Source organism: Mesorhizobium australicum WSM2073 (assembly GCF_000230995.2).
GTDB classification, from domain to species: domain Bacteria; phylum Pseudomonadota; class Alphaproteobacteria; order Rhizobiales; family Rhizobiaceae; genus Mesorhizobium; species Mesorhizobium australicum.
The window spans coordinates 697,976-715,719 of record NC_019973.1 but is presented as its reverse complement, the minus strand read 5'-3'; the positions used below and the strand labels follow the sequence as shown (position 1 = coordinate 715,719).

Genomic DNA, 17,744 nt, shown 5'->3' with positions numbered 1-17,744 from the left:
CCGTCTCCGCCGGGAGCATGAAAGCCCGTAGACTTCGCCGGTCAACGGAGATCTGGACCATGCGTCTTTTCGGTCGTTTCGTGCTTGCCGCTTCCGTAGCTTTTGCGCTCGCAACCGGTGCTGCTTCCGCCCAGGAGAAAAAGCTGAGGCTCGGTACCGAGGGTGCCTACCCGCCCTTCAACCACGCCAATGCCGACGGCACGCTGGGCGGTTTCGACATCGATCTCGGCCAGGCGCTGTGCGCGCAGATGAAGGTCGAATGCGAGTTCACCGTACAGGATTTCGACGGCTCTATTCCGGCGCTGCAGGCCGGCAAGTTCGATGCCATCATCAACATCACCATCACGCCCGAGCGGGCTGAAAAGGTCGAGTTCACCCACAAATACTACCAGACGCCGCCGGCCATCGCGGTGCCGAAGGACTCGACCATCGCGGGCACCTCGCCGGACGATCTGAAAGGCAAGGTGCTGGGCGTGCAGAGCGCCACCATCCACCAGAATTTCGCCGAGCAGAAATATTCGGGCTCGACCGTCAAGGCCTACCCGACCGGCGACGACGCCCGCACCGACATGGCCAATGGCCGCCTCGACGCGATGATGGACGGCTCGATCATCCTGACCGAATGGCTGAAGAAGCCCGACGGCGCCTGCTGCAAGCTGCTCGGCACGCTGACGGCCGATCCGGCCATTCACGGCCCCGGGGTCGGCATTGCGCTGCAGAAGGGCAACAAGGAACTGGCCGACAAGTTCAACGCGGCAATCGACGCGCTGCGCGCCAACGGAAAGTACAAGGAAATCAACGACAAGTATTTTTCGTTCGACGTCTACGGGAGTTGATCCCGGTACCAATCGAGCTCGGCGGCGCCACCCGGCGCTGCCGATATTTTATGAATGATGGAGATTTTCTTGGCTGAGCGGCGCTCCCCTTTCTACAGCAGCATCGTTGGGCTGGGTGCGGCCATGGGTCGGGTCGGCGGCGATTTCATCTCGGCCAAATATTACTCCGGCATCGCCGACGAACATTTGAATACGCGTAAAAATGTCGGCGTGCAGGATCTCAGCACCATGGGCAAGATGGACATCAAGGGTGCCGACGCCGAGGCGCTGGTCAACCATGTCATTGTCAATGACGCCGCGGCGATGAAGCCGGGCCAAGTACGCTATTCCACCGTCTGTCGTGAGGACGGCGGCATCATGGACGACCTCACCGTGTTCCGGCTGGGCGCGGAGCATTTCATGCTGGTCACCGGTTCGGTCAACCGCCTCAAGATGCTGCCCTGGCTCCAGCATCATGCGCAAGGGCGCAGGGCCTATGTCACCGACATCACGGCCGCCGTCGCCTTCGCCACCATCCAGGGCCCACGCTCGCGCGATCTCTTGAAGGCGATGATTTCGGACGCTGATCTCGACGGATTGAAGCGCTGGGCCTTCACATCAGGCCATATCAACGGAACGCGGGTCTTGATCTCCCGTACAGGCGTGACCGGCGAACTCGGCTTCGAGCTGTTCGTGCCGGCCGACGAGGCGACCTCGGTTTGGGACGCGCTGATGCGCACTGGCCAAGCTTTCGGCTTGAAACCCTATGGCGTGCTGGCCATGTTCACGCTCGGCCTGGAAAAGGCCTATCCCGCGCACGGCATCGACATGGACGAGACGCGCACGCCGTTCCATGTCGGCCTCGACCGCTGGATCAAGTTCGATAAGAGCGATTTCATCGGCCGGGACGCGCTGCTCAAGGTGCGCGACAAGGGCCTCGACGAGCGCTGGACCGGGCTGGTCCTCGACGGCGACAAGCCGGCCGCGACGGATGCACGGGTGATGGCCGACGGTGAGGACGCCGGCGTGGTCACCTACAGCGACCACGGCTATTCCTTGGGCAAGGTGCTGGCGACAGCGCATTTGCGGTTGGCGTTCACGGGCGTTGGAACAAAGCTCAGCATCGCTATCGACGGCAAACCGACCCGCGCGGTGGTGGTGCCGATGCCGTTCTTCGACCCGGAAGGGGCGAGGCTGAGGGGCTAGCGCGGCTTGTTGCTTTGAGGGCCGGTATTCATCCATCGGGTATGCCGACAGCAAGCAGGTCTCTCCGAAGATCCTCCAGGATTTTGGGGTCGCGATACGGATCGATTAAAATGGTGTTTACAGTCGCACCGGGCCTTGCTGCCAGACACTGCCTAGCTGCCTGAGCAGCGAGATGCCCGTCGCCCATTCTCCAATGACAGACCGCTAGAAACGCATAGGCCCAAAATGCATAGGAATGGAGATTCCTGTAGGAGGCTACCGCCTCCGGATACCGCCCGAGAACCAGAAGAACTTGTCCGCGTAGGTCCCAGAACCAGTCGTAGTTCAGGGGATCACGGGCGATACAGACGTCCAGATCGGACAAAGCTTCCTCATGTCGACCGAGGTAGCTCCAGCACAAGCCCCGTATTGCTCTCGCGCGGGTTTCGTTCGGATTAAGGTTCACACCCTGCTCGAGATGCAGCAACGCCTCTTCCAAATGTCCCATGAAGATGAGCGTGTGACCCACCGCTGTATGGCTCCATGCCTGTTTCGGCTCGAGTTTTAGAGCACGGTGACCGTGGGCAAGAGCGATCTTGAGCGTGTTTCCGTCTCCCTCAAGCAGCCATTTGCTTGTGAGTACAGTCGCCATCATCGCATGGATGGTAGCGACATTCGGGTCGAGCTCAATCGCCTTGGCAAGATAGGGCTCTGCTTCCAGGGTTGTGTCATAGCGAACCATCAGGACGCGAGCCTGGAGATACAGATCGTAGGCATCGAGCTGGGTGATCGGAAGGCGCCGTATCTTCTCCACACCCGAAGTTCGGATTGTGCCGACGACAGTGATAGCGACACTTCTGGCGATCTCTTCCTGGAGCTCGAAAATGTCCGTCAGCTCCCGATCGAATCGATCGGCCCAGATTTGATTGCCGGATCTGGCCTCTATGAGTTGCGATGAGATTCGGACTCGGTCGCCGGCACGGCGAATGCTACCCCGAAGCAAATAGTCGACGGACAACTGCTTCGCGATGGTGACGGCGTCGACGATCTTTCCCTTGAACACAAAGGAGGAGTTTCGCGCTATGAGATGAAGTTCGCCGAATCGTCCCAGTTCGGTGATGATATCCTCGGTGACGCCGTCGCTGAAGTATTCCTGGCTGGCGTCGCTGCTCATGTTCTCGAATGCAAGAACCGCAACGACTGGCACGTGGCCTGATGCGCCACGGGTTTGCTGTGTGGACGTATCGTCCATGCTCCTGCGCAATTGCCGAAGCTCGTCACCAGGCTCCACGTTCAGTTCGCGCTTCAGCAACAGCCTGCACGTCTCATACCGCTTTATAGCGAGCGCGGCCTCGCCCAAGGCGATATGCGCCCGCATCAACACGACATGAGACGGCTCCCGCAGCGGATCAAGAGCAACCAGCCTTTCGGAAATAGCAATGCGCTCGGTACCGCTCACCGATTCAGCCAAGGCTTGGAACACATCGATTGCGCGTAAGGACAGGTCGGCGCGGACTTCGCGCAGCCAATCCTCGAAAGTGTTGTCTGACGTGCTCAACCCGTCAAGAAAAGGGCCGGCATAGAGGGTGGTAGCCCGCCGAAGCTCGGCCACGTCACGGCTCGCGGACGCAGCGACGAATTCAGTGACGTCGACGGCGAACAATTTCGGGTTGAGCGCGATGCGATCCCCGACCAGGACCAAGGCATCTGCTCCCGACCCGGCAAAGTCTTTGCGAATAGCAGCCAGGGCCTGCCGCAGGCTGTTTCTCGCCTGCTCCTCACCTCGATCGCTCCACAGAAGAGCAGCCAGCTTGTGACGTGTCGCCTCCTGGTTCGGCGCTACCGAGAGAATGCCCAGAAGTGCTCTATTCTTCTTGGCGGGCATCTCCAAGGGTTTTCCCTGCGGCGATGTCAGGTGAAAACCACCAAGCAGATCGAGCCGCACCAGGCTCATCGCGATATACTCTGAATTTCTGCTTTTTTCGCGGTATTCACGAGCTTTTCACAGGCGTCTCACGCCTCGCATCCGATGTTGCCTCTCGCAGCTAACAACATCTGAGAGGAAACTCCAATGTCCATTGATACAGAGGTCTTGGGAAAGGCAGCCGAAACGCTCACGAACGAGATGCCGAAGCGGCGCAAAGCCCACCTTGGCCGTTTCTTGTACAGCATAGCAGAGGCATATGCCTCTGCGACCTGGAAGGCCTATGGGGCGGCTGTTGGTCTCGGTACGAATAGTCCCGGAGGTCAACCTGGCGACGACGTGGGCAAATACTGAACTTCCTCGTCCAACGCCGTGACGCAGACCTCGTCCAAGCCACGATCGGCGATCTCTTGTGGTTCAGAGGCACCGCTACAGGCCAGTATGGGAGCCAACGTCGCCCAGATCGTCGGCAGCCATCAACCTCTTCGATCCAGCCTCGCCACCAGCCGGTCACCCACCCACTGGATGCCGCAGACCAGGATGATCAGCACGATCACCACGGCGACCATCACCGACGTCTCGAAGCGCTGGTAGCCGTAACGGATGGCAAGGTCGCCGAGGCCGCCGGCACCGATGGCGCCTGCCATCGCCGAGGCGCCGACCAGCGTCACCAGTGTCACGGTGAAGCCGGCAACGATGCCGGGGAGCGCCTCGGGCACCAGCACTTCGCGGATGATCGTCCAGCGATTGCCGCCCATGGCGCGCGCCGCCTCGATCAGTCCGTGGTCGACCTCGCGCAATGACACTTCGGCGATCCGCGCATAGTAGGGCGTGGCGGCGATCGACAGCGGCACGATGGCCGCCCATGTGCCGATCGACGTGCCGACGATCAGCCGCGTCAGGGGGATCAGCGCCACCAGAAGGATGATGAACGGCACCGAGCGGAAGCCGTTGATCACGGCGCCGAGCACGCGGTTCACCCCCGGGCTTTCGGCGATGCCGCCGCGTTCGGTGGCAATCAAGGCCAGCCCGAGCGGCAGGCCGAACACCAGCGAGATCAGGCCGGAGGCGGCCGTCATCAGCACCGTCTCCCAGATCGATCGCAACAGAAGCTCAAACAGGATCGGCGACATGGCCAAGCACCTCCACCCGCGCTTGGCGGGATTTCAGGAATGTGATGATTTCTGCGAGATGGCTCGCATCGCTGCCGGGGACGGAAAGGAACAGCGTTCCGACCGGCTGCCGCTGGATGTGGTCGATGCCGCCATGGACGAGGCGGAAGGGACCGGGCACGGCGGCCGCAAGGTCGGACAGCAGCGGCTCGCGCGCCGCCTCGCCCGCCACGTCGACGCGCAGGACCGTTTCGGTGCCAGCTCCCGGCAGCAGCCGCGCCGCCAGCTCCGGCGGAAGTTGCGGCCGGACGGTCCCGAGCAGGCGTCTTGTGATGTCCGATTGCGGATCGGCAAACACCGACCAGACCGGCCCTTCCTCGACGATGCGCCCGGCGTCGATCACCGCCACGCGGTCGGCGATCGAGCGGATCACCTCCATCTCGTGGGTGATCAAAAGGATGGTCAGACCAAGCTGGCGGTTGATATCCTTCAGCAGGGCGAGAATGGAGCGCGTCGTCTCCGGGTCGAGTGCCGAGGTCGCCTCGTCCGACAGAAGCAGCGCTGGCCGCGCGGCAAGCGCTCGGGCGATGCCAACGCGCTGTTTCTGCCCGCCGGACAGCGACGCCGGATAGGCTTTTGCCTTCTCCGACAGGCAGACGAGATCGAGCAGCTCCGCCGCCCGCTTCAGCCGCTCCGCCTTCGGCCGGCCCTCGATCTTGAGCGGCAGCGCCACATTGTCCTCGACGGTCTTGGCCGACAGCAGGTTGAAATGCTGGAAGATCATGCCGATGCGCCGTCGCAGCGGCTGCAACTCGCGCTCGCCAAGTCGGCTGATCTCGCGACCTTCGATGAACACCTCGCCGGTGTCAGGCCGCTCCAGTCCGTTCAGGCAGCGGATCAGGGTGGACTTGCCTGCACCGCTGCGGCCGATGATGCCGAGAACCTCGCCCTTGCGCACCGTCAAGGAAATGCCGTCGAGCGCCGCCGTCTGGCCGAAGCGGCGCTTCAGGTCGACAAGGCGCACCACGTCCTGCGTGGCGGCCTGATCCGCGGCCTCGGTGGTTGCGATAAAATGCTGGTCCATGGACAGGTCCCGAAACGCGATCGCGGCCCGCGCATCGCGCGGACCGCTTAAGCTGTCAAAGGCACGTCGGTGCCCGCATAACTCAATAGGCGCTGAGGCCGGTGCCCTTGTAGACCTTGTCGAACTCGGCCTTCACAGCCTCGTTCTGGTAGGACGCGACCAGCGTCTTCACCCAGGCCTCGTTTTCATTGCCGACCTTGACCGCGATGAAGTTGCGGTACGGATTGTCCGCGATCGGCTCCTGAGCGATGCGGTTCTCCGGCGTCAGGCCGCTCTTCAGCGCCCAGTCGGTGTTGACCACGGCGGCGTCGAGATCCTCGACCGAGCGGCCGACGATGCCGGCATCCAACTCCTTGATCTCGACCTTTTTCGCATTTTCGGCGATGTCGGCGGTGGTGGCGAGAATGCCGGTGCCATCCCTGAGCTTGATCACGCCCTCATTCTGCAGCACGCGCAGCGCCCGGCCTTCGTTGGACGGGTCGTTCGGCACGCCGATCACCGCGCCCTCCGGCAGATCGGCAACCTTGGTGTACTTCTTGGAGTAGAGGCCGATCGGCCACACGCCGGTATAGCCGACACGCACGATGTGGTAGCCCTGCGTCTTGATCTGGTTGTCGAGATAGGGCTGGTGCTGAAAGGCGTTGGCGTCGATTTCGCCGCGCTCCAGCGCCTCGTTGGGCTGGGTGTAGTCGTTGAACACCACGGTCTCGATGCTGAGGCCCTTTTCGGCTGCTTGCGCGACGACGACACGCCAGACATCCTCGTCCTCGCCGCTGATGATGCCGACCTTGATCGCCTTCTTGTCCTCGGCCAAGGACGCATGCGGCGCCATCAGGCTGCCGATCGCGACGGCCGACGCGAACAGCAGAGCGAGGCCGCTGCGGCGGGTGAGGGGTGACCATGGGGAAAAGGGCAAAGTGTTGTTGGGATCGGACATGATTGATCTCTGCGGTTGTGAAGTCATGGCAGCAAGGCGGATTGCCGAGGCTTGTTCACATCGTCAGAAATTCTACTGATTTTATCAAAGAACGTGTTTCGCCGTTCTCGGCAAAGCCGGGAATATTCTCTCAAAAAACTCAGGGATGTGAGCACAGGACGCCGCCGGGTCGACCATGACGGCGCCGCGCCGCCATCCGGAGATGTCGGGAAGGCAGTCAAGTTTTCAACGAGCCCGCCTCTGCCGACCGGCTGCGCAAATATCTCATGCGTTCGATTTGAGCTTCGAGGACGTCGCCCGAAATGATGGACGGCCCTCGTTGGCTGCCGGGTTCATCCACGGCGAAGTCAAAAAGCTTTGCGGCTTGCTCAGCCACTTTTTCGTGAAGCTGTGCGGGTTGATCCGACCGCTGGCTTGCCTAGGTAGAGAGGGCGGCCGGGCGCCACGCGATCTCAATAACCGGTATGACATTTTCCTGCATTCGAAAGCTTGCCCTTTCTGGCCTCCTCGTCGTCATCCAGTCCTCCTGCGTCGTTCCCGACGACACGTCGCGCATCGCCAAGGTCGATCCAACGGCGGCCGCGGCACGCAAGGAGATGGTCGGCCTCAGCGAAGCCGATGTTCGAATGTGCGCGGGATTTCCGACCGCCACCGCGGATGTCGGCCAGTCCGGGCAGATCTGGACCTATAAGCGCGTCGTCCAGCGCGGCAATCTCAGCGTCGTCGTTCCTGCCTTGGCCGTGGGGGCGATCCCGACGGTCGGCGGTTCCGTCAATGTCGCTCCCGGCGGTTACTGCGACACGCAGGTTCGCATGGTCGGCGGCCGTGTCGCCGAAGTTGCCTACGCCGGCGACAACAACCTGCCGAACAAGCGCGACGCGCTTTGTGTCAGCACCGTGGATGCCTGCGTGGCCTATGCCCGCCAACACAGGCCGGCGGCCAGATAGCGGCAGCGGATTTCGCGGGAACCAGCGATGGCCGGACACTCGGTGTTTGACGCGGATGGCGTTGAGGGCTTGACTGACCCGCCGGACCGAATACGCTAGGGCAAAATACCGGCTCTGATCGCCGGGCGGCAAATATGCCTCGTATGCCTCGCCCTTGCGGCGCTGGCTGCGGGGCATTGTCATTTTGGGGATCGGTTTGAAACGGCGCATCGAGATCGGCATCCTCTATTCCCGCTCGGGAAGCTATCAGCTCGTCTCCGACGCGTGCCGGATGGGCGCCATGCGCGCCATCGCCGACATCAACGCCGACAGGAGCTCAGGCATCGAACTGGTGCCGGTCGAGCGCGACCCGCAAAGCAATGCCGACCGTTACGCGACGCTGTGCGAAGACATCTTCAGGACCAGCAGTGCACGCCATGTCGTCGGCTGCGTCACTTCCTGGAGCCGCAAGGAGACAATCCCTGTGCTGGAGAAGGCGGGCGGCATGCTCTGGTATGCCTGCCCCTATGAGGGCTTCGAGGCCAACGAGCATGTCGTCTACATGCACGCTTGCCCCAACCAGCATCTGGTGCCGCTTATGGCCCATGTCGTGCCGCGCTTCGGCGCCAACGGTTTCCTGCTCGGGTCGAACTACATCTGGGGCTGGGAGATGAACCGCGTTGCGCGCGACCTGATCGCCGACGCCGGCGGCAAGGTGCTGGGCGAGCGTTATCTGCGCATCGGCGAGACCGACGTGTCGCGGCTGATCGCCGAGATACGCGCGACGCGACCGAACTTCATCCTCAACAACCTGATCGGCACCTCGTCCTATGCCTTCCTGGCGGCCTATCGCGATCTGGCGGGCGAGGATGCGGCTTTCAGTCCTGAATCTTGCCCAGTGATTTCCTGCAACCTGACCGAAGGCGAACTGCCGGCGATCGGCGAAACGGGCAAGGGTCATCTGTCGGTCGGACCGTATTTCGCGCCGCGGCCGGCCGCCTTCGCGTCGTCCTTCGAAGCCTCCGCCTATGCCTCGGTGCAGGTAATGGCCGACGTGCTGTCGCGCGATCCCGACGCCGGCCCGGCGGAATTTTCCAAGGCCTTCGCCGAGCGGCGCTTCTCCACGCGGCTCGGCCCGATCGCCATCGACGCCCATTCCCAGCACGCCACGCTGCCTGTCATCATAGGCCGGATCGCGGACGGCTACTTCGAAGTCGTCAGCCGGCAGCACGAGGTCGCGCCGGACCCGTATCTGTCGCGCTACGACCCCGCAAAGACATTCGGCCGGCCGCGCTTGCGGGTGGTGTCGTGAGTAGAACCCCGCGCATCCCCAATCTCGGCGGCGCCAGGGCCTTTGTCCTGCATCGCCCGCACCCGACGGTGCAAGCGATCACCAGGCAGTTGTCGGCCATCGGCCTTGTCACCGTGGGTTGCTGGCCGGAACTGGCACCGGAGGCGCTGGCCGCCGACTTCGTCTTCTTCGACGCCGATCTCGGCTTCGACGAGCAATTCCCCTGGAAGCCGGGCGAGGCGCCGATGCCGCTGGTGGCGCTGATCGGTTCGGAGGCGCCGGGCCGCATCGAATGGGCGCTGTCGCACAAGGCCGACGCCCAGCTCCTGAAGCCGGTCGGCAATGCCGGGGTCTACAGCGCGCTGCTGATCGCGCGCCAGAGTTTCGAGGCGAGAAAACATTTAGCCGGCGAAATTGCCGCGCTGCGCCAGCGGGTCGCCGAACGCCAGACCATCGTGCGGGCTGTCTCGGCTTTGTCGAAGGGCGGCGACGACGACCGCGCCTATGCGCAGCTGCGCTCGCTGGCGATGAGCTGGCAGATCAGCGTCGAGGACGCCGCGCGCCGGATCGTGGCGATGATGGAGGAAGCCAAGACCGGGGAAGCCAGGACCGGGGAAGCCCACATCGGAGATGAGAGCGGCGATGACCAGCCCCATCGCGCCTGATCTCATGGCAGGGCGCATGCCGGCCAAGCCGCGCGCCGGTGTCTGGCGCCGGCTGGTCAAGCGCCGCCTGGCGCTGCTCGGCCTGGTCACTGTCGCCATTGTCGTCGCCGGTGCGATCCTGGCGCCATGGCTGACCGGCTACGATCCCAACGAACAGATGTTCGACGGTCTCACCATCGAGGGCTCGCCTCTGCCGCCGAGCGCGAAATTCTGGCTGGGCACCGACCTGCTCGGGCGTGACCTGTTGACCCGCATCCTCTACGGCGCGCGCACCTCGCTGATCATCGGCATCGTCGCCAACGGCGTCGCGCTTTTGATCGGCACGCTGGTCGGCGTCACCGCCGGCTATTTCCGCGGCTGGATCGGCGGCGCGCTGATGCGCTTCACCGATTTGATGATGGCGTTTCCGGCGCTGCTGCTCGCCATCTGCCTGGCGGCGGTGTTCCAGCCGAGCCTGTGGATCGTCGCCATGGTCATCGCGCTGGTCAACTGGGTGCAGACCGCCCGCGTCGTCTACACCGAGACCTCGTCACTCGCCGAACGCGAGTTCATCGATGCCGAACGCACCATCGGGGCCGGCGCGCCGCGCATCCTGTTTCGCCACATCCTGCCGCATCTCCTGCCGACCATCATCGTCTGGGGCACGCTCGGCATCTCGACCACGGTGCTGCTCGAGGCCACGCTCTCCTTCCTCGGCATCGGCGTGCAGCCGCCGACGGCGTCATGGGGCAATATCATCTTCGAGAACCAGACCTATTTCCAGGCGGCACCCTGGCTGGTGTTCTTCCCCGGCGCCGCGATCCTGGCCCTGGCGCTGGCCTTCAACCTGATCGGCGACGCGCTGCGCGACATTCTCGATCCGACGCAAAGGGGCCGGGCATGATCGCCTATCTCGGCCGCCGGCTGATCCAGTCGCTGCTCATCCTGCTCGGCGTCTCGCTGATCACCTTCGCGCTGCTCTATCTCCTGCCCGCCGACCCGGTGCGCCAGATCGCCGGCCGCAGCGCCACGCCGCAGACGGTCGAGAACATCCGCCAGCAGCTCGGCCTCGACCAGCCCTTCGTCGTCCAGTACTGGCATTATCTGACGAAGCTCGTCAGCGGCGATCTCGGCCGCTCCTACATCCAGCGCTCGGAGGTGACCGAACTCATCGTCTCGCGGCTGCCGGCGAGCCTGCTGCTGATGGTCGGCGCCATCCTGTGCGAGCTGCTGATCGGCCTCTCGATGGGCCTGATCGCCGCCGTCAAGCGCGGCACCGCCACCGACCAGACCCTGATGGTCGCCTCCTTCATCGGCGTCTCGGCGCCGCAATTCGTCGTCGGCCTGCTGCTGCTCTATGTCTTCGCGGTCAGGCTGAGCTGGTTCCCGATCGGCGGCTATGGCACATGGCGCCATCTCGTGCTGCCGTCGCTCACCATGGGCATCCTCGGCGCCGGCTGGTACGCGCGCATGATGCGCTCGTCGATGATCGACGTGCTGCGCCAGGATTATGTCCGCACCGCGCGTGCCAAGGGCCTGGCTCGGGGCGCCATCATTTTCCGCCATGCGCTGCCCAACGCCATCCTGCCGGTCGTCGCCATGATCGGCATCGACATCGGCATCTTCATGGGCGGCATCGTCGTGGTCGAAAGCGTGTTCGGCTGGCCCGGCATCGGCCAGCTCGCCTGGCAAGCCATCCAGCGCGTCGACATCCCGATCATCATGGGCGTCACGCTGGTCTCGGCCTTCGCCATCGTGCTCGGCAATCTCCTGGCCGACATCATCGCGCCCTTCATAGATCCCCGCATCAAGCTCAGATGAAACCAGAAAACAAACAGAGAAAGGGAACAGGACAATGAAGAAATTTCTCGCATCGACCGTCGCGGCATCGGCGCTGGCGCTGATGCTCGGCATGACAAGCGCCCGCGCCGAGGACACCGTCGACCCGAACGCCAAACAGGGCGGCGCCATCACCATCACCTACAAGGACGACGTCGCGACCCTCGACCCGGCCATCGGCTATGACTGGCAGAACTGGTCGATGATCAAGAGCCTGTTCGACGGCTTGATGGACTACGAGCCCGGCACCACCAACCTCAAGCCCGACCTCGCCGAAAGCTACGAGATTTCGCCCGACGGCAAGACCTTCACCTTCAAGCTGCGCCATGGCGTGAAGTTCCACAATGGCCGCGAGATGACCGCCGAAGACGTGAAATATTCGCTCGACCGCGTCACCAATCCGAAGACGCAGAGCCCCGGCGCCGGCTTCTTCGGCTCGATCAAGGGCTATGACGATGTCGCCGCCGGCAAGGCCGAGACGCTTTCCGGCGTCACCGTCGTCGACCCCTACACGGTCAAGTTCGAGCTGACCCGCCCGGACGCCACCTTCCTGCATGTCATGGCCATCAACTTTTCCCATGTCGTACCGAAGGAAGAGGTCGAGAAATACGGCGCCGATTTCGGCAAGCATCCGGTCGGGACCGGCGCCTTCAAGCTGGCGGAATGGACCCTTGGCCAGCGCATCGTCTTCGAACGCAACGCGGACTATTGGCACAAGGGCCTGCCGCATCTCGACAAGATCACCTTCGAGATCGGCCAGGAGCCGATCGTGGCGCTTCTGCGCCTGCAGAAGGGCGAGATCGACGTGCCTGGCGACGGCATTCCGCCGGCCAAATTCCAGGAGGTGATGGCCGATCCCGAGCAGAAGGCGCGTGTCGTCGAAGGAGGCCAGCTGCACACCGGCTATGTCACCATGAACACAACCATGGCGCCGTTCGACAATGTGAAGGTGCGACAGGCTGTCAACATGGCGCTCAACAAGGCGCGCATCATCCAGATCATCAACGGCCGCGCCGTGCCGGCCAACCAGCCGCTGCCGCCGTCGATGCCCGGCTACGACAAGGCGTACAAGGGCTACCCCTATGACGTTGCCAAGGCCAAGGCGCTGCTGGCCGAGGCCGGTCATCCCGATGGTTTCGACACGCAATTGTTCGCCATGAACACCGACCCTAACCCGCGCATCGCCCAGGCGATCCAGCAGGACCTGGCGGCGATCGGCATCAAGGCCAGCATCCAGTCGCTGGCCCAGGCCAACGTCATCGCCGCCGGCGGCGACAAGGCCGGCGCGCCGATGATCTGGTCGGGCGGCATGGCCTGGATCGCCGACTTCCCGGATCCGTCCAACTTCTACGGCCCGATCCTCGGCTGCGCCGGTGCGGTACCGGGCGGCTGGAACTGGTCGTGGTATTGCAACAAGGATCTCGACGCCAAGGCGGCCGAGGCCGATTCGGTGGTCGACCCGGCCAAGGCCGCCGAGCGCGACAAGATGTGGAGCGCCATCTACGACAAGGTGATGGAGGACGCCCCCTGGGCGCCAGTCTTCAACGAACAGCGCTTCACCATGAAATCGGCGCGCATGGGCGGCGCCGACAACCTCTATGTCGACCCGGTCCATATCCCGATCAACTATGACAATGTGTACGTAAAAGATGTGCAATAACTGCGATTACACCATCCACGGGCGCCATCACCATTTCGGCTGGGACAATTCCTTTGTCCCGGCCGAGCGGGTGGCGCCAGGCTCGACCATCGAGTTCCAGTGCCTCGATTCCTCGGGCGGCCAGTTGCAGCCCGGCAGCACCGTCGCCGACATCGCCAAGCTCGACTTTGGCCAGATCAATCCGGTCACCGGGCCGATCTTCGTCGAAGGCGCCGAGCCGGGTGACGCGCTGAAGGTGACGATCGAGATGTTTAAACCGTCCGGCTTCGGCTGGACGGCGAACATTCCCGGTTTCGGCCTGCTCGCCGACGATTTCCAGGAGCCGGCGCTCAACATCTGGAAATACGATGCCGCCTCGCTCGAACCGGCGTTGTTCGGCAAAAACGCCCGCGTGCCGCTAAAGCCATTCGCCGGCACCATCGGCAACGCGCCGGCCGAAATGGGCCATCACTCGGTGGTGCCGCCGCGCCGCGTCGGCGGCAATCTCGACATCCGCGACCTCGCCGCCGGCACCACGCTCTACCTGCCGGTGGAGGTGGCGGGCGCGCTGTTCTCGGTCGGCGACACGCATGCCGCGCAAGGCGACGGCGAGGTCTGCGGCACGGCGATCGAAAGCCCGATGAACGTCGTGCTGAAACTCGACCTGGTGAAAGATGCGCGGCTGAAAACGCCGCGCTTCACCACGCCGGGTCCGGTGACACGCCATCTCGACGCCAAGGGCTATGAGGTGACGACGGGGATCGGGCCGGACCTGATGGCGGGCGCGAAGGAGGCCGTGGCGCAGATGGTCGACCTGCTCGCCGGCCGCTACCAGATCGACCCGGTCGAAGCCTACATGCTGGCCTCGGTCTGCGGCGATCTCCGCATCAGCGAGATCGTCGACATGCCCAACTGGGTGGTGTCGTTCTACTTCCCGCGCTGCGTGTTTGAATGACAGGTCAGCGTCTAGGCACCCCCCTCTGGCCTGCCGGCCATCTCCCCCGCAAGGGGGGAGATCGGATCGCGCTTGGGCTTTCGCCAATCGTCACCGTTGGAAGAGAGGCGGGGCGTGGGAACTGCCAATCTCCCCCCTTGCGGGGGAGATGCCCGGCAGGGCAGAGGGGGGTGTGCCGGAGTAAATCCCTTTCCGGGCTGCCTCCCCAATGACCTCAACTCCCGAAACCATCCTCACCATCGCCAACCTCTGCGTCTCCGTGCGCGGCGAGGAGGGCTCCCGCGAGGTCGTCTCCAACCTGTCCCTGACGCTCAAGCGTGGCGAGACGCTCTGCATCGCCGGCGAATCCGGCTCCGGCAAATCGATGACCGCGCTGGCCATCATGCAGCTCCTGCCGCAGCCCGCCGCGCGCATCTCCGCCGGCACGATCCACCTTGGCGCCACCGAGCTGACCGCCCTCGACGAACGCCGGATGCGCCATATCCGCGGCGACCGCATCGCCATGATTTTCCAGGAGCCGATGACCTCGCTCAACCCGGTGCTGTCGATCGGTCGCCAGCTCACCGAATCCATCGAGGCGCACACCAGCCTGTCGCCCGCGGAGGCCCGCCAGCGCGCCATCGAGGCCTTGAAGGCGGTGCGCATTTCGGAGGCCGAAAGCCGGCTAAGACAGTTTCCGCACGAGCTCTCCGGCGGCATGCGCCAGCGGGTGATGATCGCCATGGCGCTGGCGCTGGAACCGGACGTGCTGATCGCCGACGAGCCGACCACCGCGCTCGATGTCACTGTGCAGGGCGAGGTGCTGGAGCTGCTGCGCGACCTGCAGCAGAAGCACGGCACCAGCGTCATCCTGATCACCCACGACATGGGCGTTGTCGCCGAAATGGCCGATCGCGTCATCATCATGCGGCATGGACGCATGGTCGAAGAAGGCAAGACGTCGGACATTTTCGCCCGCCCGCAAGCCGAATACACGCGCGAGCTGCTGGCCGCAGTGCCGCGCATCGGCAGCGGCGCCGGCCGTCAGAAATCTAGGGAAGCCGAAGCCGCAACGCCGGCGAAGGTCGCCGAGGTCACCGATCTCCACGTCCGCTTCGACTTGCGCGGCGGCGTCTTCGGCCGGGTCACCCGCCGCGTTCACGCCGTCGAGGGCGTCAGCTTTTCGATCGCGCCCAACGAAACGCTGGCGCTGGTCGGTGAATCCGGCTGCGGCAAGTCGACCACCGCCAAGGCGCTGGCCGGGCTGGTGCCGTATAGCGGCGACATCGTCGTCGGCGGCCGCAATTTGTCCGGCCTCGGCCGCGACGAGCGCAAGGCGGTGCGCCGCGACGTGCAGATGATCTTCCAGGACCCCTACGCCTCGCTCGACCCGCGCATGCGCGTCGGCGACCTCGTCGCCGAGCCGCTGCTGATCCACGGCATCGCCTCGAAGGAAGAGCGCCGCGAGCGCGTCGCCGCGCTGTTCGACCGCGTCGGCCTGTCATCGGACCAGATGGAGCTCTATCCGCACGAATTCTCCGGCGGCCAGCGCCAGCGCGTCTGCATCGCGCGTGCGCTGGCGCTGAGGCCAAAGCTGATCATCGCCGACGAAAGCGTCTCGGCGCTCGACGTCTCGGTGCAGGCGCGCGTACTCGACCTCCTGAAGGAATTGCAGCGCGAATTCGGCGTCGCCTATCTCTTCATCTCGCACGACATGGCGGTGGTCGAGAATATCTCCGACCGTGTCGCCGTCATGTATCTGGGCCAGATCGTCGAGATGGGCACACGCGACCAGGTTTTTTCCAACCCCCGCCATCCCTACACCAGGCGCCTGATCGAAGCCGTGCCGGTGCCGGATCCGGCGCGTCGCCCAAGCCGTTTCGCCCGCCTCGACCAGGAAATCCCCAGCGCCACCCGCCGCATCGGCGAGGCGCCGCTGAAACTGGCGCTCAGCGACGTCGGCAACGGCCATCTCGTCGCCGCCGAGGGCTGAGGCCATGCGGGCCCAGACAAGCTCGGTCTGCGGCAGGTCGACCTTCACATAGTCGTGTCGCACGCCATGGGCCGTCTCGCCGTCACGAAATCCGGGGCCGCCCCTTGCCCTTCCGCCTCATTTTCCTAATGTTGCATAGTGCTTGCGGATGACGATCGTAGGGGGCGGGCGGATTCATCCACATTGGGAGGAAGTAAACTCATGAAGCTACGCTATGTCGTTTCCGCCGCGCTTCTCGCGGCCACCACTATTCCCGCCTCGGCCGCCGAGATTTCCGATGGCAAGGTCAAGATCGGCATCCTCAACGACCAATCCGGCGTCTACGCCGATTTCGGCGGCAAGTGGTCGGTCGAGGCGGCCAAGATGGCGGTCGAGGATTTCGGCGGCAAGGTGCAGGGAGCGCCGGTCGAGATCATCAGCGCCGACCATCAGAACAAGCCCGACATCGCCTCCAACATCGCCCGCCAGTGGTATGACACCGAGCAGGTCGACGCCATCATGGAGCTGACGACCTCTTCGGTCGCGCTCGCCGTGCAGGGGATTTCCAAGGAAAAGAAGAAGATCGACATCGTTACCGGTGCGGCGACCACCGACCTCACCGGCAAGCAATGCTCGCCCTACGGCTTCCACTGGGCCTATGACACCCACTCGCAGGCGGTGGGAACCGGCGGCTCCCTCGTCCAGCAGGGCGGCGACAGCTGGTTCTTCGTTACCGTCGACTATGCGTTCGGCTATTCGCTGAAGGAGCAGACCGCCAAGTTCGTCGAGAGCCATGGCGGCAAGGTGCTGGGCGAGGTGCGTTATCCCCTGGGCGCGACCGACTATTCGTCCTTCCTGCTGCAGGCGCAATCGTCGGGCGCCAAGGTCATCGGTCTGGCCAATGCCGGCCTCGACACCTCCAATTCCATCAAGCAGGCGGCCGAATTCGGCATCGTGCAGGGCGGCCAGCGACTGGCGGCGCTCCTGTTCACGCTGGCCGAGGTGCATGGGCTCGGCCTGCAGGCGGCGCAGGGCGTGGTGCTGACCGAGGGCTATTACTGGGACCGCGACGACAAGAGCCGCGAATTCGGGCAGCGCTTCTTCAAGCGCACCAACCGCATGCCGAATATGATCCAGGCCGCGACCTATTCGGCGGTGACGCAGTATTTGAAGGCGATCGACAAGGCCGGCACGGACGAGACCGAAGCGGTCGCCAAGCAACTCCATTCGCTGCCGGTGGACGACGCCGTCATCACCGGCGGCAAGGTCCAGGCCGATGGCAACATGGTCCACGATATGTATCTCTATCAGGTCAAGGCGCCCAGCGAGAGCAGCAAGGATTGGGACTATTACAAATACCTCGCCACCATCCCCGGCAAGGAGGCGTTCCTGAGCGAGAAGGACAGCGGCTGCGCGACGGCCGCCCAGTGACCGGCGCGGCC

At 63.9% G+C, this 17,744-nt stretch carries 15 protein-coding genes; 11 read left to right on the top strand and 4 right to left on the bottom strand.

The window, feature by feature from the left end:
- Positions 1–59 precede the first annotated feature (59 nt).
- The gene (locus MESAU_RS03350; RefSeq protein ID WP_015314639.1) at positions 60–836 is read left to right on the top strand and encodes an ABC transporter substrate-binding protein; all 777 of its coding nucleotides are present in this window, start codon (positions 60–62) and stop codon (positions 834–836) included.
- A 54-nt stretch (positions 837–890) separates the two neighbouring features.
- Positions 891–2,021 (top strand): glycine cleavage T C-terminal barrel domain-containing protein, encoded by a 1,131-nt coding sequence (locus tag MESAU_RS03345; protein ID WP_041163268.1) that lies wholly within the window; start codon positions 891–893, stop codon positions 2,019–2,021.
- Between the two features lie 28 nt (positions 2,022–2,049).
- Here the strand turns inward: MESAU_RS03345 and MESAU_RS29565 are convergent, their stop codons facing one another.
- The 4 genes from MESAU_RS29565 to MESAU_RS03320 form a co-directional block, all read right to left on the bottom strand.
- Positions 2,050–3,954: a BTAD domain-containing putative transcriptional regulator gene (locus tag MESAU_RS29565; protein ID WP_015314637.1), complete on the bottom strand. Its 1,905-nt coding sequence runs from the start codon at positions 3,952–3,954 to the stop codon at positions 2,050–2,052.
- A gap of 446 nt (positions 3,955–4,400) precedes the next feature.
- A complete protein-coding gene (locus MESAU_RS03330) occupies positions 4,401–5,057 on the bottom strand; it encodes a methionine ABC transporter permease (protein ID WP_015314635.1) in 657 nt (218 codons plus the stop codon).
- Positions 5,038–6,120: a methionine ABC transporter ATP-binding protein gene (locus MESAU_RS03325; RefSeq protein WP_015314634.1), complete on the bottom strand. Its 1,083-nt coding sequence runs from the start codon at positions 6,118–6,120 to the stop codon at positions 5,038–5,040. Before MESAU_RS03325 ends, MESAU_RS03330 begins: the two co-directional genes overlap by 20 nt.
- An 82-nt stretch (positions 6,121–6,202) precedes the next feature.
- Positions 6,203–7,057: a MetQ/NlpA family lipoprotein gene (locus MESAU_RS03320; protein WP_015314633.1), complete on the bottom strand. Its 855-nt coding sequence runs from the start codon at positions 7,055–7,057 to the stop codon at positions 6,203–6,205.
- A gap of 464 nt (positions 7,058–7,521) precedes the next feature.
- Between MESAU_RS03320 and MESAU_RS03315 the strand changes: the two genes are divergently transcribed.
- The 9 genes from MESAU_RS03315 (at position 7,522) to MESAU_RS03275 (ending at position 17,733) form a co-directional block, all read left to right on the top strand.
- Complete coding sequence (locus MESAU_RS03315; protein ID WP_015314632.1) at positions 7,522–8,004, top strand: hypothetical protein; 483 nt, start codon at positions 7,522–7,524, stop codon at positions 8,002–8,004.
- 196 nt (positions 8,005–8,200) lie between these two features.
- Positions 8,201–9,295 carry a transporter substrate-binding protein gene (locus MESAU_RS03310; protein WP_015314631.1) on the top strand — a complete coding sequence of 365 codons (1,095 nt, stop codon included), beginning with the start codon at positions 8,201–8,203 and terminating at the stop codon, positions 9,293–9,295.
- The gene (locus MESAU_RS03305; protein ID WP_015314630.1) at positions 9,292–9,939 is read left to right on the top strand and encodes an ANTAR domain-containing response regulator; all 648 of its coding nucleotides are present in this window, start codon (positions 9,292–9,294) and stop codon (positions 9,937–9,939) included. Before MESAU_RS03310 ends, MESAU_RS03305 begins: the two co-directional genes overlap by 4 nt.
- The gene (locus MESAU_RS03300; protein WP_015314629.1) at positions 9,917–10,822 is read left to right on the top strand and encodes an ABC transporter permease; all 906 of its coding nucleotides are present in this window, start codon (positions 9,917–9,919) and stop codon (positions 10,820–10,822) included. Before MESAU_RS03305 ends, MESAU_RS03300 begins: the two co-directional genes overlap by 23 nt.
- Positions 10,819–11,739, top strand: a complete 921-nt coding sequence (locus tag MESAU_RS03295; RefSeq protein WP_015314628.1) for an ABC transporter permease — start codon at positions 10,819–10,821, stop codon at positions 11,737–11,739. The genes MESAU_RS03300 and MESAU_RS03295 overlap by 4 nt, the downstream gene beginning before the upstream one ends.
- A 34-nt stretch (positions 11,740–11,773) precedes the next feature.
- Positions 11,774–13,417: an ABC transporter substrate-binding protein gene (locus MESAU_RS03290; RefSeq protein ID WP_015314627.1), complete on the top strand. Its 1,644-nt coding sequence runs from the start codon at positions 11,774–11,776 to the stop codon at positions 13,415–13,417.
- Complete coding sequence (locus MESAU_RS03285) at positions 13,407–14,351, top strand: acetamidase/formamidase family protein (protein ID WP_015314626.1); 945 nt, start codon at positions 13,407–13,409, stop codon at positions 14,349–14,351. Before MESAU_RS03290 ends, MESAU_RS03285 begins: the two co-directional genes overlap by 11 nt.
- 208 nt (positions 14,352–14,559) lie before the next feature.
- Positions 14,560–16,323, top strand: a complete 1,764-nt coding sequence (locus tag MESAU_RS03280; protein ID WP_015314625.1) for an ABC transporter ATP-binding protein — start codon at positions 14,560–14,562, stop codon at positions 16,321–16,323.
- A 201-nt stretch (positions 16,324–16,524) separates the two neighbouring features.
- The gene (locus MESAU_RS03275; RefSeq protein ID WP_015314624.1) at positions 16,525–17,733 is read left to right on the top strand and encodes an ABC transporter substrate-binding protein; all 1,209 of its coding nucleotides are present in this window, start codon (positions 16,525–16,527) and stop codon (positions 17,731–17,733) included.
- The last annotated feature ends 11 nt before the right edge of the window (positions 17,734–17,744 follow it).